Source organism: Flavobacterium melibiosi, assembly GCF_048158545.1.
Classification (GTDB): domain Bacteria; phylum Bacteroidota; class Bacteroidia; order Flavobacteriales; family Flavobacteriaceae; genus Flavobacterium; species Flavobacterium melibiosi.
Genome location: NZ_JBLNKU010000016.1, coordinates 98,590 through 114,769 on the forward strand (window position 1 = coordinate 98,590; position 16,180 = coordinate 114,769).

Consider the following 16,180-nt stretch of genomic DNA (forward strand, 5'->3'; position numbering starts at 1 on the left):
TTTTTTATCCTATTCGAAAAAATCAAAAATACAATTTTAAATGATTGAAGCACCACAAAAGCCTTCGAAACGGATTTTTGGACTAGATTTGTTACGGGTCGTTTCCATTGCATTAGTTTTGTGTTCTCATGCTTCCTGGATTTATCCACTAAGTTCGAGCTTGTTCTCAAAAGCTATTGATATGTGTGGTTTTTTTGGAGTGGAATTGTTTTTTGTAATGAGTGGTTTTCTGATTGGAAGTATTATTTTTAAGCAATTTCTTAGAGAGGATTATGGTTTAAAAACTACGATTAATTTTCTGAATCGACGTTTGATTCGAATTTTACCAAACTATTATTTGATTATTTTTGTAAATCTTATAATTGGGTTCTTTATCGGGTTTCCTCTTGCGGAATCCTGGAAATATTTTTTATTTTATCAGAATTTTGCATCGCCATTACTTCCTTTTTTTCCGGAATCATGGAGTATGCCTATTAAAGAATATGGTTATTTGATTACGGTTTTTTTACTATTTGGTTTTTCAGAAATATTCCAGACCGTTTCACGTAAAACTATTTTTTTATCCGTTGTTATTGGGTTGATTGTTTTCTCTTTTATTCTGAAAGTATATTATAATTTTTATACATACAATACCACGATGTTGCAATGGAATTTATCACTGCGTTCTGTTGTTATTTATAGAGTAGATACCGTTTTGATTGGAGTTTTATTTGGATTTGTATCTTGTGAATATCCAAAATTTTGGAAAAAATCAAAATATGGTTTTGCATTAATTGGGGTTTTCTTAACGGTGTCATTGTTGTTGTTTTTAGGCTATTTAAAAATTAAGATAAACGAAAGCCCGTTTTTTTGGAATGTTATTTGTTTGCCACTAAATTCGGTTGCTTTGGTTTGTTTTTTGCCTTTTTTTTCAGAATGGAAATTAGGCCCATTACGATGTGTAAAACCAGTCGAATGGGTTAGTGAACTTTCATATGCTATATATTTAGTACATTATAGTATCGTGCTTTTTATAATGAAACATTTCGTAGATACCACAGCACTTAGCCTAATGCAATTACACCTTTTTACTTTTGTTTATCTTATAATAACTTTTCTTTTGAGTTACTTGTTATATAATTACTTTGAAAAACCAATTACAAGATTAAGGGATTTAAAAACTTGAATTTATGATTACAAACTCAAACACGGAAAGAATTTTTGGATTGGATTTAATGCAAGCAATTGGTGTTGGCATGCTTTTGTTGGCTCAATGTATTTGGATTGCTCCACAATTCAACGGGCTGATATGGCAGTTGGCAAGTTTGTTTAACTTTATTGGCGTTGAAATTTTCTTTGTTTTGAGTGGTTTTTTTATGGGGAAAATAGTGTACGGTTTATTTATAAATGAAAATTTTGGAGGCTCTAGTATTATTTATTTTCTAAAAGGTCTTGGGATTCGAATTCTTCCTCTTTATTTTTTAATTCTGCTAATCAATGTTTTAATTGCTTTTTGGTATGACTATTCTATTGTGCAAAGTTGGAAATATGTTTTTCTGCTACAAAATTTTGCAACTGCAATACCTGCTTTTTTTTCTGAATCTTTTGTTTTACCTATCATATTGTTTGCCAGTATTCTTTTTCCAATTTTATTGTGGGTATTTATTTTGTTTTTTAAAACCATTGGTAAATCAAAGATATTTTTAATAACTACCCTTGTTCTTGTTTTTCTTTTTTTTCTCACGAAATTGATTTACAATGCTAATACAAGGAATACAGATATTAATCAATGGGCTTTTTCCTTAAAATCGGTTGTTATCTATAGATTAGATGCTGTTTTTGTCGGGGTTTTATTTAGCTGGTTTCAAGTGCATTTTCTATCTGTTTGGAAAAAGCAAAAGTTTTTAGTTGCATTTTTGGGAAGTCTAGGAATCGTTTTTATTTTTGTTGGTGTAGGTCATTTTCAGCTTTTAATAGAAAATCATAAACTGTTTTGGAATGTGTTTTATTTGCCTTTGACCTCATTGTCTATTGCTTTTTTTCTTCCATTGTTATCAGAATGGAAATCCATTGCCTCGTGGATTAAGAATCCGATCAGTTATATAAGTTCTATTTCTTTTACATTGTATCTTGTGTATTTTGGAGTTGTATATCAATTACTGGTATATAATTACCCTAAGATTTCGTCCCATTGGTTTAGGCTGTCTTTATTTTTAGTTTTATACCTTTTGATTACTTTTTTGATTGCTTTTTTGTTATTCACTTTTTATCAACGATTGCTTATTAATCGATTTATCAAGACGTTAAAATAATTGCATAATCATATTATAACTTTAATTTAGAAAGGTATTGTGCTTGGAATAGCCGTATAATGATTCATTGTTATAACATTCAATTTCGACTTTGTTAAAAAAAAGGCGCTATATTATCGATTGTTTATTATTATGTATTAAAATCTGCTATTTTATCAATTTAATGCAGTGTAAATTATTATTTTGCAATAATAATTTTTCAAAATGCGACTTCCATTAAATTTTTTTAAATTCTCATCTTTAATTCTTAAGTTTGCATCACAAATAAAAAAAAACTAATATTATGGCTTTTTTATTTTGAAATAATCAAGGAAATCTGCCATACAACATTGAAAAGATATCATTATGAACACTTATAACGATTACATCAAGGAGATCGAAGAACGAAAAATTCAGGGACTTCACCCGAAGCCAATTGATGGTGCTGAATTGTTAAGCGAAATTATTGCGCAAATTAAAGATTTAAATAACGAGTACAGAGCAGATTCTCTTAACTTCTTTATTTACAATGTTGTTCCAGGAACTACTCCTGCTGCTACTGTAAAAGCTAATTTTTTAAAAGAAATCGTTCTAGGTCAATCAGTAGTTGCTGAAATTACTCCTGCTTTTGCTTTAGAGTTATTGTCGCATATGAAAGGTGGAACTTCTATAGCCGTTTTACTTGATTTAGCTTTAGGTAATGATGTTGCTATTGCAAAAGATGCTGCGGAAGTTTTAAAGACACAAGTTTTTCTTTATGAAGCAGATACAGATCGTTTAGAAGCTGCTTTCAAAAGCGGTAACGGAATAGCGAAAGAAATTCTAGAGAGCTATGCTAAGGCTGAGTTCTTTACTAAATTACCAGAAATAGCAGAAGAAATTAAGGTAGTTACTTTTATTGCTGGTGAAGGAGATATTTCAACTGATTTACTTTCTCCAGGTAACCAAGCGCATTCAAGATCAGATCGTGAACTTCATGGTAAATGTTTGATTTCTCCTGAAGCACAAGATGAAATCAAAGCACTACAAGCACAGCATCTTGACAAAAGCGTGATGTTGATTGCTGAAAAAGGTACTATGGGTGTTGGTTCATCAAGAATGTCAGGTGTAAACAACGTGGCACTTTGGAGTGGAAAACAAGCAAGCCCATATGTTCCATTTATTAATATTGCTCCAATCGTTGCAGGAACAAACGGAATTTCTCCAATTTTCCTAACAACAGTTGATGTTACGGGTGGTATTGGTCTTGACCTTAAAAACTGGGTAAAAAAATTAGATGAAAATGGTAACGTTCTTCGTAATGAAAGCGGTGATCCTATTCTTGAGGAAGTTTATTCTGTTGCTACTGGTACTGTTCTTACAATCAACACAAAAACAAAGAAACTTTATAACGGAGATAAAGAATTGATTGATATTTCTAAGGCATTCACACCTCAGAAAATTGAATTTATAAAAGCTGGTGGGTCTTACGCTATTGTATTTGGAAAAAAACTTCAAACATTTGCATCAAAGACTCTTGGTATTGATATTGTACCGGTATATGCTCCGTCAAAAGAGGTTTCTGTTGAAGGACAAGGTCTTACAGCTGTAGAAAAAATATTTAATAAAAACGCAGTTGGTTCAACTCCGGGTAAAGTTTTACACGCTGGTTCAGATGTTCGTGTTACCGTAAATATTGTTGGTTCGCAAGATACAACTGGTTTGATGACTTCTCAGGAATTGGAGTCTATGGCTGCTACTGTGATTTCTCCAATTGTTGACGGTGCTTACCAATCAGGTTGTCACACTGCTTCTGTTTGGGATAATAAATCTAAAGCAAATATTCCGAGATTGATGAAATTCATGAACGACTTCGGTTTGATCACGGCTCGTGACCCGAAAGGGGTTTATCATTCAATGACGGATGTAATTCATAAAGTACTTAATGATATTACTGTAAACGAGTGGGCTATCATCATCGGTGGTGACTCTCATACAAGAATGTCTAAAGGTGTTGCTTTTGGTGCTGACTCAGGAACAGTTGCTCTTGCACTTGCTACTGGAGAAGCTTCAATGCCAATTCCTGAATCTGTGAAGGTAACATTCAAAGGAGACATGAAAGGGTATATGGATTTCCGAGATGTAGTTCATGCTACACAATCGCAGATGCTTAAAACATTTGGTGGAGAGAATGTATTTCAAGGAAGAATCATTGAGGTTCACCTTGGAACTCTTAATGCGGATCAAGCATTTACGTTTACGGACTGGACTGCAGAAATGAAAGCAAAAGCTTCGATTTGTATTTCTGAGGATTATACCTTGATTGAATCACTAGAGATTGCGAAGGGTAGAATTCAGATTATGATTGATAAGGGAATGGATAACAAAAATCAAGTTCTTAAAGGACTGATTGCTATTGCCGATAAGAGAATCGCCGAAATTATATCAGGCGAGAAACCAGCACTAAGACCAGATGCAAATGCTAAGTATTACGCTGAAGTTGTTGTAGATCTTGATCAGATTGCTGAGCCAATGATTGCTGATCCTGACGTAAATAATGCTGATGTTTCTAAAAGATATACGCACGATACCATCAGACCTTTATCTTTCTATGGAGGAGTTAAAAAAGTAGATCTTGGATTTATCGGTTCTTGCATGGTTCACAAGGGAGATATGAAAATCCTTGCTCAAATGCTTAAGAATATTGAAGAGCAAAAAGGTAAGGTAGAATTTCTAGCACCGCTTGTAGTAGCGCCACCTACTTATAACATCGTAGATGAACTTAAGGCTGAAGGTGACTGGGATGTTTTGAGAAAATACTCTGGTTTCGAATTCGACGATAATGTTCCTAAAGCTGCGGCACGTACTTCATATGAAAATATGTTATATCTAGAGCGCCCGGGTTGTAACCTTTGTATGGGTAACCAGGAAAAAGCTGCCAAAGGTGATACTGTGATGGCAACATCTACTCGTCTTTTCCAAGGAAGAGTCGTAGAAGATACTGAAGGTAAAAAGGGAGAGTCATTACTTTCCTCTACACCGGTTGTGGTTTTATCTACAATCCTTGGTAGAACTCCAACAATAGAAGAATATAAAACTGCAGTGGAAGGAATTAATCTGACTAAGTTTGCACCTTCTCATAAGTTATTAGTTAAATAATTCACATAATTAGTTAATTATAATTTAAAAGCCTGAGTCTAATGACTCAGGCTTTTTTTTATACTCTATTTTTTTGTATCTTGTATGTTTAAAATAGAATAGTAACAATTATATATAAATCTTATGGCTTTTGATATTGAAATGATTAAAAAAGTGTACGCGAACATGACTAGTCGTGTTGATGCAGCACGTGAAATAGTTGGTCGTCCACTAACTTTAACTGAGAAAATTTTATATAGTCACCTTTGGGATGGAACTCCATCTAAAGCTTTTACAAAAGGTGTTGATTATGTTGATTTTGCTCCGGATAGAGTTGCTTGTCAAGATGCAACAGCTCAAATGGCATTATTGCAATTTATGCATGCAGGAAAGAAAACGGTTGCAGTTCCTACAACGGTTCACTGTGATCACTTGATTTTGGCTAAAAATGGAGCTGAATTTGATTTAGCTGCAGCAAATAAACAATCTAAAGAGGTTTTTGATTTTCTTTCTTCAGTATCTGATAAATACGGAATTGGTTTTTGGAAACCAGGTTCAGGAATTATTCACCAAATCGTTTTGGAGAATTATGCATTCCCTGGAGGTTTGATGATTGGTACCGATTCACATACTGTAAATGCAGGTGGATTAGGGATGTTAGCTATTGGTGTTGGTGGAGCTGATGCAGTAGATGTAATGTCAGGAATGTCTTGGGAATTAAAATTTCCAAAATTAATAGGTGTAAAATTAACTGGAAAACTTTCTGGTTGGACTGCACCAAAAGATGTTATCCTTAAAGTAGCTGATATTCTTACTGTAAAAGGGGGAACAGGTGCTATTGTTGAGTATTTTGGAGAAGGAGCTACTTCAATGTCATGTACTGGAAAAGGAACTATTTGTAATATGGGTGCCGAAATTGGTGCTACCACTTCTACATTTGGTTATGACGAGTCTATGAGAAGATACCTTTCTGCAACAGGTCGTCAAGATGTAGTAGATGCTGCTGATAAAGTAGCTTCTTATTTAACTGCCGATCCAGAAGTATATGCTGATCCAGCAACTTATTTTGATCAAGTAATCGAAATTAACCTTTCTGAATTAGAGCCACATATTAATGGTCCTTTTACTCCGGACAGAGGTACACCAGTTTCTAAAATGAAAGAAGAAGCTGCTGCTAATGGATGGCCTATTAAAGTAGAATGGGGATTAATCGGTTCTTGTACGAACTCTTCTTACGAAGATATGGCTCGTGCAGCGTCTATCGTAAACCAAGCAGTTGAATTAGGAATCAGTCCAAAAGCTGAATTTGGTATCAACCCAGGTTCGGAGCAAATTAGATATACAATCGAAAGAGATGGAATCATCGCTACTTTCGAAAAAATGGGAACCAAAGTATTTACAAATGCTTGTGGACCATGTATCGGACAATGGGATAGAGCAGGAGCTGATAAAGGAGAGAAAAATACAATCGTTCACTCTTTTAACCGTAACTTTTCTAAACGTGCTGATGGTAATCCAAACACACATGCTTTCGTAACGTCTCCAGAAATGGTTGCTGCATTAGCAATTTCAGGTCGTTTGGATTTCAATCCTTTGACAGATACTTTGATTAATGATAATGGTGAAGAAGTAAAATTGAGTGCTCCTTATGGTGATGAATTACCTAAAAAAGGATTTGCTGTAGAAGATGCAGGATTTCAAGCACCAGCTGCTGATGGATCAGGAGTTCAAATCGTAGTTAGCGAAACTTCAGATCGTTTGCAATTATTGGCACCATTCCAACCTTGGGACGGTAAAAATATTTCAGGAGCTAAATTATTGATTAAGGCTTTCGGGAAATGTACTACAGATCACATCTCTATGGCTGGTCCATGGTTGCGTTTCCGTGGTCACTTAGATAACATTTCTAACAATATGTTGATTGGAGCAGTTAATGCTTTCAATGATAAAACCAATTCGGTTAAAAATCAATTGACAGGTGCATATGATGCCGTTCCAGCTGTAGCACGAGCTTACAAAGCAGCTGGAGTTCCTTCTATTGTTGTGGGAGATCACAATTATGGAGAAGGATCTTCCAGAGAACACGCAGCTATGGAACCTCGTTTCTTAGGTGTTCAAGCAGTATTGGTAAAATCATTTGCTCGTATCCACGAAACAAACCTTAAAAAACAAGGTCTTTTAGGATTGACATTTGCTAACGAAGCAGATTACGATAAAATTCAAGAAGATGACGTTATCAACTTCACAGATTTAGTAGATTTCGCTCCAGGAAAACCATTAACATTAGAATTCGTTCACGCGGATGGAACCAAAGATATTATCTTGGCAAACCATACCTACAACGAAGGGCAAATTGGTTGGTTCGTTGCTGGTTCAGCATTAAACTTAATTGCTGCTGCTAGTAACGCATAAGTAAATTAAAATATTTTATATTCAAAACTCTCAAGGCAACTTGGGAGTTTTTTTGTTTCATGGGGTTTTCTTCGAAGAGTGGTATTTCTCATTTTAAAACATATTAATTGTAAGTTAAAATACTGATAATAAGTGTTTTGAAGTTTAAAATGATTCGACTATTTTGTATCTTTAGTCACTATTAATTTTAAATCTAATTGCGATGAGAATGTTAGTTAATGTTATCTTCCCTATTGAGCCTTTCAACTCAATGGCTAGAAATGGTACAGCAGGTGAGATCATCAGTCGAGTGATTGAAGATATTAAACCAGAGAGTATTTATTTTTCTGAACAAGACGGTAATCGAGGTGCGGTTATGGTAGTTGAAGTTCCTGATGCTTCTGCTATTCCATCTATTGCTGAACCTTGGTTTTTAAATTTTGAAGCCAATTGCGAGTTTAGGATTGCAATGACTCCTGATGATTTAATGCGAGCTAACCTCAGTAAACTTGCAGAAAAATGGCATGATGTTCATGTAATGTAATGAAAGCGAAAGAACTAAAAGCACCACTTCATATAAAATGGGGTGGTTTTTTTGGAGCTATTTCCTGCTGACCGCTTCAAGATTTTTCATAAAATTGCTTTTTTCCAAGATAAAAAAGGAGCTTCCGCCGGTCGCTCTTTTTTCTCAGGAAAAAAATGCAATTCCATCTCAAAAGGCTTTCCACTTTCATCAGGGCTAGAAATCGGGGAGACGATTTCTTTTGGATTTTACGATTTAAAAAAAAGAAGTGAATAGTGTTATTTTAAATAAAATGGAATTTTTTGTTCAAAAAAGACCTGAAAAATGCTAAAAAATAGGCGTTTTCTTTTTTTTACACGTTAAAATCAAAAAAAAATATTGTTTTTTAAACTTTATAACTTAAATTAGCTTTTTTGTAGATAAATTTTTCAGTGAAGCCTTTTTTGATTGTAAATACAAATCATCACTTCATTAGAATATTTATTTTTAGCGCAACAATACATTAGGATTGTACCGCGTTACTGTTTAAGTTGCTTTTGCAATTCGAACAAAAAATTCAATTAGATTTTAAAATGAACTTATTCTTGCCCTCTTTTTTGAAAAGAGATACCATTTTTTTGAATTTTAAAAAAATATAAAATAGTTGAAAAAAGAAACCCTAGCGAGATTTAATAATTATATCCCGAAATTGCTAAGGAGAATAAAATGGGGTAAGTAATTTGAAATAAATGAATATGAGTTTAAGATTAGTTGTAACATTGTTTTTATTGAATAGTATGGTACTTTTTTCTCAGGAAAGTACCAAGAAACATACAATCGTAAAAGGGGAAACCATTTCGAGCATTGCAGAGAAATATGATGTAAAACAAAGCGAAATCTATAAACTAAATCCAAAAGCCAAGAATCTATTAAAACTCAATTCAGTATTATTAATCCCTGTTACTGCTCCAAAAAATACCAATACCAAATCTAAGGTTGCAACAAATTATCAAGAGAAAGAACACGAAGTACTTGCCAAAGAAACACTATACGGAATCGCAAAACAATACGGAATTACATTAAAAGTATTAAACGAAGCCAATCCAACCTTAGAATCTTCAGGATTGAAAATAGGTCAAAAAATTACCATTCCCCAAAACGCATCTTCAACAGAAATAACAGTTCTTCCCCAATCAAAAAAAGCTTCAGCAAAAACAGAATCAGATGCTGTATCTCAAGTGAGTGAAACTGTAATCCCAACTTCAGAAACATTTTCACGGGAAGTTTTACCAAAAGAAACTAAGTATTCGATCACGAAACAATACGGAATCACAATCAAGGAATTTGATAAAGCTAATCCAGCAATAGGCGTTAAATCACTTAGAGTGGGTCAAAAAATTAATATTCCCGGTAATGCATCTGTAATAAATGAAATGGCTGTTGTTGCGCAACAAAACAAAGAAGTGCCAAAAGAAACACTTGCGGTTATTCCTAATACATCTTCGGTTTTACCAAAAATTGAAGAAGCGGTTATTCTTCAACCGAAAATTGATTTACCAAAAACAGAATTAGTCGTTGTTCCTCAAGAAAATGAGACTTCAAATTCAACATCAGAAGTGATTGTTCGGGAAGTATTGCCTAAAGAAACTAAATATGGTATCGCAAAACAATACGGAATCACGGTTCAGGAATTAGAAAAACAAAACCCAGAAATTAAAAATACGCTTCCGTTAGGTTATAAATTAAATATTCGCAAAGGTGATTCTTCAAGTAATCGTGCAGCAGTTTTAACGACTGAAAACAGAAATGATGAATCTAGTAATACTGGAAATTATCGATTTCAAAATGCAATGGCAGAAAGTAACAATGGAGAAAACAAAAATTTTTTAAAACCAACTTTTAGCAATGAATTCCTAGAGCAATTGATAGCACGCGCTTCAGAAAATATTGGTTCGCGATACCGTACCGGAGGCACTTCTAAAGCTGGATTTGATTGTTCTGGTTTGATGTGTACCACTTTTGAAGCTTTTGATATTAAGTTGCCAAGAACCTCGCGGGAACAATCTGACTATGGGACTAAAATCAATACTGAAGAAGCTCAGAAAGGCGATTTAATTTTCTTCAAGACGAACGGCAGAAGCCAAATCAATCACGTAGGAATGGTGGTAGAAGTTTGCGAGGGAGAAATCAAATTTATTCATTCTTCAGTAAGTAACGGAGTAATTATTTCCTCTACCAAAGAAAAATATTATGAGAAAAATTTCACTCAAATTAATCGAGTAGTACAATAATTTCAGTGATTTGGCTCTTATAAAAAACGAAAAACTCCCCAGATAAAGGGAGTTTTTCGTTTTTTAAAGTGTTTTTATTTCACACTGTTTACCTCAATCCAATACCCATCTGGATCCTGAAAATAAATTTGTTTAATGCCATCAGCACGAACGTTGATTTTATCAAGCGTTCCAGGCCAATCCGAATAAGTGATTTTTAGATTTTCTAATACTTTTACCAGTTCATCAAAGTTGATGGCTTTAAACGCAAGATGTACCGCTCTATTTATTGTAACAGGTTCTTTAATAGTGGAGACTAGATGTAATTCTTTTCCATCTCCCAAAGAAATCCAACGAATACCTTCTTTTCTGGTGAGGTTGGTAATTTCTTTAAGTTTCAAAACGTTTGTGTAAAAATCAACCGAACGATCTAAGTCTTTTACTGAAAGTGCTGCATGATCCATAGTTAAAGAAAATGAGTTGGTTTCCTGTGCCCAAAGGGATCCAGTAAATACAAGTGTAAGAACTAAAAAGAGTGTTTTTTTCATGTTGATGTAATTTTGGTTTTAGTAAGGAAAATGTAGTGTTAATTTAGTTGATAGTAAGAATATGATTGATGATTTTAATACAATCATCCGTATTATTGGTATTGGTATTTATTGCCACACTATTATTATTGTATGGCGAATACATGTTTAGATTAGGACGTGAAAACAAACCTACTGTAGGGGTTTGTGAAGCACTGGCCAAATGCATAATGCCGCTATCAGCACCAATAAAAATCACGGTATTTGCAATAACAGATCCAATTTCACGAACATCTTTACTGTAAAAGGTAGGTGCTTTAAATCCAATTTGTGAAATATTTTCAACGGGTAAAACTTCAATAATATTATAATTTGGGTATTCCGTTTTTAATCGCTCATAAAATTCTTCCCACCAAGATTCCGAATAGCATTTATCGTCAGTGGCATAAGTAAAAATAGAAATTGTCTTTATGTCGTTTTTTACTATTTCTTTCACTATTTTTAGACCTTCAGCAATTTCTAAAGGGCTTAACTTGAGGTCTAATGATGGAACTGGATTCTCGTTTTTCTTAAATCCTAATTTGGTTAAAAAACTTCTAAATTCATAGACCGGATATTTTGCAATATGCTCATAATCGGTATATTTCAATTGAATGTTTTCGTCAACTTCGCCAAAAAATTTATATTTTGCATTAGCAAATTGTGCAGACAATCTTCCTGATGAAGAACCTTTATCTACATTGATGACAATATCATAGTGTTGTTTTTTGATTTTTATCCAAACTTGAAAATAAGCTATTAAATTTTTAAAAGGCTTTTTAGGAAGCTCAATAATGTAATTGATGTTTTCATAATTTTGAAAAACAATTGGCGCTAAGCCTCCTTTTACAAATAAATCAATTTTACACTCTGGAAAAGTGGCGACAACTTCTTGCACTAGCGGCGTAATTAACAAAAGGTTTCCTAATCTGTGATTGGGCCTAGAAATTAAAACTCTTTTAATTTCAATTTTTTGAGTCAAATCAATTTTTTGATTCTTTTGTGAACTACCAATATTTTTAGTCAGGCTGTGCGTTAAAATCCTTCTGTAAACATTTACTTTTTGTAAAATACTCATGCTTTTGAAATATTATAGGGTATTGAATTCTTTTTAGTTAAAATTAAAAAGGTTGTGAATATTCATGAAACAAAATATGAAATAATTAAACACTGCCCAAAAATGTACTTCGTACTTGACAAATGTACAATATAGATAGAAATCATTCGGCTTATACCATAAAATAAAAAGGGAACTAAGAATCAGAATTTATATTCTGTGTGAAGCCTCCTTTCTATAGAAAGAATTTGGTTGTAATTGATTTGGTATCAGATCTGATTTGTTTCAGTTGGCTACTATTACTTCATAATTTCCCTTTTACATAATATAGAATTAATGTAAATTAGCTTTTTGCATCATAAAAAAATAGCGATTTCAAAGTGGTAAGCATATATTTTACAATCTTTGGACTCTAAAAAATTAAACAGCACTATGAGTAAGACGAAACTAATAATTAATCGCAACGGATCTATAAAAATTGAAGGGGATTTCGAAATAATGGACTTCGAAGGTAAAGTTTATGGATTGGAAGGAAGAACCGCATTGGGTCTTTGTCGTTGTGGATTATCATCTAATAAACCTTTTTGCGATGGTTCACACCGTAACAATTTTGAACATGAAGCAGAAGCATTTGATTTGCCACCGATGAAAACTAAGTAAGAAATACTGTTTTCTGATTCGATCAAATAAAAAAGCTAAATCTTTATAGATATAGCTTTTTTGTTTTCTTAGGTTAATTTGTGTATAACGTTAGGCCGCTTGACTCAGTTGCGAATCAAAGCGGACCGAGTTCTCTCTGCCGAAGATAATATTTCTTCGTGAAATAGAAATTGCCGGTGAAGAAAAATCCCGCAATTGCTTGAAACGGCGGTTATGCACATTCAATCAATGTCACGTTGTTTTCATTTGATTGATAATTTCTAAAATATGTTCTTCGTCGGTACCGCAGCAGCCACCAAATACATTTAAATGGCTAAAAGAATCCTTCAACCTTTTGTATTCTTTGCCCAATTCGCGCGGAATTCCCCTGTCTAATTCTGTGGCCTCGTCTAATTCTGCATGGCTTTTACAGGATGCATTTGCCCTGATAGCATTGATGGTTGGTTGCGCAATAGACTGCGCTATTGCATTTGGACGGACTGGAAGAATTGTAGCGAAGCGAAAATCACGAATGCCAAAAAAACAATAAAAACACATGAGCTAAACCCGAACGCAAAAGGAAAAACCTGATGCGACTAGGGATTGACAAAGACCACGCTTATGCATGGAGCAGAACCAGAAAAGGAGGATGGCGCATCGCCCAAAGTCCAATTCTTACCACTACAATTACCCTACTACGACTTAAGAAGAAAGGCTATCAATCAATGTTGGAGATTTACATGGAACTCAACCCATCACTTTGCGAACCGCTGTATACGAGACCCGTACGTACGGTGGTGTGAGAGGCGCACTCCGTCAGTTTCTGGCGGAGCCGTCTACTCGATTATGTGAGGTTCCTTATAGTCTACTTTTTAAATCCATCATTCCATGAAGAATTCTTGCGATTTCTATTTCGTTCTTTGATATAATTGAGTAGAAGATAATATGTTCACCTGATTTAAAACCTAATATTCCTTTCGTAACTATATCATAGTTTCTACCAAGTTTTGGATTATTTGCTAGATCATCACATGATGCCATAAGTAAATCATAATACTTTTCAGCTTGCATTTCAGACCAAGTTTCGATTGTATAATCCCAAATTTCAGTTAAGTCATCAACAGCTTTATTTGTTAAATAATATTTAGCCATTTGATGTTTTTCTTGCTTTTAAAACGTTAAGATGTTTTTTAGCATCAAAATCTACTGCACGTCCACTTTCAATTCCATCATTAATCGCTTTTCTTAAAGCTGCAATTTTATTTTCCTCATCTTCTAAAAGACGAAGACCGGCTCTGACAACTTCACTTGCGTTATTGAATCTTCCATCATTTACACTGTGTTCGATAAAACTTTCGAAATGATTACCAAGCGATATAGAAGTATTTCGTCCCATAATTTTTTTTAGCTAAGTTACCAAAAAATGGTAACTTTTCAAATTATTCCGTATTTTTTTTGGAATCCTCAAGCAAAGTCTAAAAGAAGTGACGCGCAAAACCGCACCGAGAAGTTTCGAGGAACGCATCCGAAAAATCAACGACCCGAGCCGATAGGCGAATAGGCGAAGCAAATCTAACGAGGATGGTTAAACTATTTTCGAGGGACTAGTATTCAAGGAAAGTTACGAGATATTGATGGTTGGTTGCGCAATAGACTGCGCTATTGCATTTGGACGGACTGGAAGAATTGTAGCGAAGCGAAAATCACGAATGCCAAAAAAACAATAAAAACACATGAGCTAAACCCGAACGCAAAAGGAAAAACCTGATGCGACTAGGGATTGACAAAGACCACGCTTATGCATGGAGCAGAACCAGAAAAGGAGGATGGCGCATCGCCCAAAGTCCAATTCTTACCACTACAATTACCCTACTACGACTTAAGAAGAAAGGCTATCAATCAATGTTGGAGATTTACATGGAACTCAACCCATCACTTTGCGAACTGCTGTATACGAGACCCGTACGTGCGGTGGTGTGAGAGGCGCACTCCGTCAGTTTCTGGCGGAGCCGTCTACTCGATTGTAGGCAGTGCTTTATTTTGATGCTTTAGACTTTTTAATGTTCAAAGCTTTCTGTTTTATCCATTGAATTGAAATATCAACAGGTGCTGTAATATTATCAGAAGCAGTATTGTGTCCTAATGTTGAAAACAAGGTATATTCGAAAGGTTTGCCTTGAACTTTAAATGTATTTAATTGGTCTATGCACAATTTTACGGGAATTTGGATATCTTTCTCACCAAAAAGCCAAAGTCCTGGAATTGAAAGAGTATTCAAGGAAATTTTTGGGTCAGTCGCAACGAATTGATACCTGTCTGGGTCATTTTTAGTATGTTCACGAGCATCTGATTCTGTATGATTTTCCCAAAAATTATTGTTGCCATTAGTATAAAACTGAAATCGAAGTTGTTCTAGAGTTGTAATTGTAGGGCAACTAAATAAAACCATAAATTCTATTTGTGGATTTTTGCTTGCAGTAATTGGGATTATCCATCCTGCTTGACTGAAGCCAACTAATCCAATTGGTGTTTTTTTATCTTTCAAATAGGTTCGAAATGTATTTACTGCTGAACTTGCATCTTGAGATAATAAATTAAGATTAGTAGTGTCAATATTATTCGTGCCAACAGATGGTCCTACATATACACCGCCTGATTCTCCAACTCCACGTTTATCATATGTCAATACAGCAATACCTTCTTTAGCAAGACGTTTAGCGAACTCCATTTCTCTTTTTACAGGATCAGACCCATGAACAATTACAACTGCTGCAAATGTTTTTTTAGGCGTTAAAATCGAGCCTGCAATAGTGACTCCTTGACTTTCAAACTTTATATCTTGAGTGGTAAAGTCGGACGATTGAGAAAATACCATTTCTGGTAAAATTATTAGTAATAACCAAAGAAATAAGTTAATGTTCATTTTGGTTTAATTTAAAAAATGTTTTGAATTGTCTTGGTCTTCGTTAGCATTGCCACCAACGTCAGTTCGTCTAAAAACCTTCAAACAGACTTTATTTGGTTAATCAGTGAGTAAATATATGGGATTTAAACTACAATTAAAATTTTTTTTAATAAAAGCCATTTTCTCATTCTCAAAATAAAATAAGGTATAAAAAGTATTAAAAAGCGCTGTTAGAACGGCAAAACATTGGGCCAATACTTTTAGATATTGTTTTAGTAAATTTTGGTCGATCAAATTAAAAATCCGGCGCAGGTTGTAGGCTGAGAAAATCAATCCTACATCGGCTGAGGCGTGTTTGATGGTTTTCTTTGTCATGATATAATAAAAGTCCCATTGGCGTTTTATGACACCGTAAGGATGTTCTACTATGGCTTGCCGTCTGCGGTAGATTTCATAATTATTT

Annotated in this window: 17 protein-coding genes and 1 pseudogene; 11 read left to right on the forward strand and 7 right to left on the reverse strand. The window is 34.2% G+C overall.

Features of this window, described 5'->3' with window-relative positions:
• The first annotated feature begins 40 nt into the window (after positions 1-40).
• The 7 genes from ACM55F_RS16845 to ACM55F_RS16875 all read left to right on the forward strand — a co-directional run bounded on the left by ACM55F_RS16845 (position 41) and on the right by ACM55F_RS16875 (position 10,571).
• A complete protein-coding gene (locus ACM55F_RS16845; protein ID WP_416854990.1) occupies positions 41-1,165 on the forward strand; it encodes an acyltransferase family protein in 1,125 nt (374 codons plus the stop codon).
• Between the two features lie 4 nt (positions 1,166-1,169).
• Entirely contained in the window at positions 1,170-2,291 is a 1,122-nt protein-coding gene (locus tag ACM55F_RS16850; protein ID WP_416854991.1) for an acyltransferase family protein, read from the forward strand.
• A 345-nt stretch (positions 2,292-2,636) separates the two neighbouring features.
• On the forward strand, positions 2,637-5,408 hold the full coding sequence (locus tag ACM55F_RS16855; protein ID WP_416854992.1) for a bifunctional aconitate hydratase 2/2-methylisocitrate dehydratase: 2,772 nt from the start codon (positions 2,637-2,639) through the stop codon (positions 5,406-5,408).
• 123 nt (positions 5,409-5,531) lie between these two features.
• Positions 5,532-7,799 carry an aconitate hydratase gene (locus tag ACM55F_RS16860; RefSeq protein ID WP_416854993.1) on the forward strand — a complete coding sequence of 756 codons (2,268 nt, stop codon included), beginning with the start codon at positions 5,532-5,534 and terminating at the stop codon, positions 7,797-7,799.
• Positions 7,800-8,001: 202 nt separating this feature from the next.
• A complete protein-coding gene (locus ACM55F_RS16865; protein ID WP_039109077.1) occupies positions 8,002-8,322 on the forward strand; it encodes a hypothetical protein in 321 nt (106 codons plus the stop codon).
• Between the two features lie 51 nt (positions 8,323-8,373).
• Entirely contained in the window at positions 8,374-8,577 is a 204-nt protein-coding gene (locus ACM55F_RS16870; protein WP_416854994.1) for a hypothetical protein, read from the forward strand.
• A gap of 458 nt (positions 8,578-9,035) precedes the next feature.
• A complete protein-coding gene (locus ACM55F_RS16875; RefSeq protein WP_416854995.1) occupies positions 9,036-10,571 on the forward strand; it encodes a LysM peptidoglycan-binding domain-containing protein in 1,536 nt (511 codons plus the stop codon).
• Positions 10,572-10,645: 74 nt separating this feature from the next.
• Here the strand turns inward: ACM55F_RS16875 and ACM55F_RS16880 are convergent, their stop codons facing one another.
• Both ACM55F_RS16880 and ACM55F_RS16885 read right to left on the reverse strand, forming a co-directional pair.
• Positions 10,646-11,098, reverse strand: coding sequence for a VOC family protein (locus tag ACM55F_RS16880; protein ID WP_416854996.1), 453 nt, complete (start codon positions 11,096-11,098; stop codon positions 10,646-10,648).
• A gap of 43 nt (positions 11,099-11,141) precedes the next feature.
• A complete protein-coding gene (locus ACM55F_RS16885; RefSeq protein ID WP_416854997.1) occupies positions 11,142-12,194 on the reverse strand; it encodes a glycosyltransferase family 9 protein in 1,053 nt (350 codons plus the stop codon).
• Between the two features lie 411 nt (positions 12,195-12,605).
• Here ACM55F_RS16885 and ACM55F_RS16890 point away from each other — a divergent pair, with 411 nt between their 5' ends.
• Positions 12,606-12,833, forward strand: coding sequence for a CDGSH iron-sulfur domain-containing protein (locus ACM55F_RS16890; RefSeq protein WP_143386209.1), 228 nt, complete (start codon positions 12,606-12,608; stop codon positions 12,831-12,833).
• 231 nt (positions 12,834-13,064) lie between these two features.
• Here ACM55F_RS16890 and ACM55F_RS16895 read toward each other — a convergent pair whose 3' ends face one another.
• Positions 13,065-13,370 (reverse strand): homocysteine S-methyltransferase family protein, encoded by a 306-nt coding sequence (locus ACM55F_RS16895; protein WP_465245393.1) that lies wholly within the window; start codon positions 13,368-13,370, stop codon positions 13,065-13,067.
• Between the two features lie 32 nt (positions 13,371-13,402).
• On the opposite strand from ACM55F_RS16895, the gene ACM55F_RS18780 reads away from it, so the two are divergent.
• Positions 13,403-13,615 carry a hypothetical protein gene (locus ACM55F_RS18780; RefSeq protein ID WP_465245394.1) on the forward strand — a complete coding sequence of 71 codons (213 nt, stop codon included), beginning with the start codon at positions 13,403-13,405 and terminating at the stop codon, positions 13,613-13,615.
• 55 nt (positions 13,616-13,670) lie between these two features.
• On the opposite strand, the gene ACM55F_RS16905 is transcribed toward ACM55F_RS18780, so the two are convergent.
• Together ACM55F_RS16905 and ACM55F_RS16910 are read right to left on the reverse strand one after the other, a co-directional pair.
• Positions 13,671-13,964, reverse strand: coding sequence for a type II toxin-antitoxin system RelE/ParE family toxin (locus ACM55F_RS16905; RefSeq protein WP_416854998.1), 294 nt, complete (start codon positions 13,962-13,964; stop codon positions 13,671-13,673).
• The gene (locus ACM55F_RS16910) at positions 13,957-14,208 is read right to left on the reverse strand and encodes a type II toxin-antitoxin system ParD family antitoxin (protein WP_416854999.1); all 252 of its coding nucleotides are present in this window, start codon (positions 14,206-14,208) and stop codon (positions 13,957-13,959) included. Before ACM55F_RS16910 ends, ACM55F_RS16905 begins: the two co-directional genes overlap by 8 nt.
• Positions 14,209-14,442: 234 nt before the next feature.
• Between ACM55F_RS16910 and ACM55F_RS18785 the strand changes: the two genes are divergently transcribed.
• A complete protein-coding gene (locus ACM55F_RS18785) occupies positions 14,443-14,580 on the forward strand; it encodes a hypothetical protein (RefSeq protein WP_465245396.1) in 138 nt (45 codons plus the stop codon).
• On the forward strand, positions 14,580-14,792 hold the full coding sequence (locus ACM55F_RS18790) for a hypothetical protein (RefSeq protein WP_465245395.1): 213 nt from the start codon (positions 14,580-14,582) through the stop codon (positions 14,790-14,792). The genes ACM55F_RS18785 and ACM55F_RS18790 overlap by 1 nt, the downstream gene beginning before the upstream one ends.
• Positions 14,793-14,847: 55 nt before the next feature.
• Here ACM55F_RS18790 and ACM55F_RS16920 read toward each other — a convergent pair whose 3' ends face one another.
• Complete coding sequence (locus ACM55F_RS16920; protein ID WP_416855000.1) at positions 14,848-15,735, reverse strand: alpha/beta hydrolase family protein; 888 nt, start codon at positions 15,733-15,735, stop codon at positions 14,848-14,850.
• Positions 15,736-15,834: 99 nt separating this feature from the next.
• Positions 15,835-16,180: pseudogene (locus tag ACM55F_RS16925) on the reverse strand (IS1182 family transposase); the annotation flags it as partial.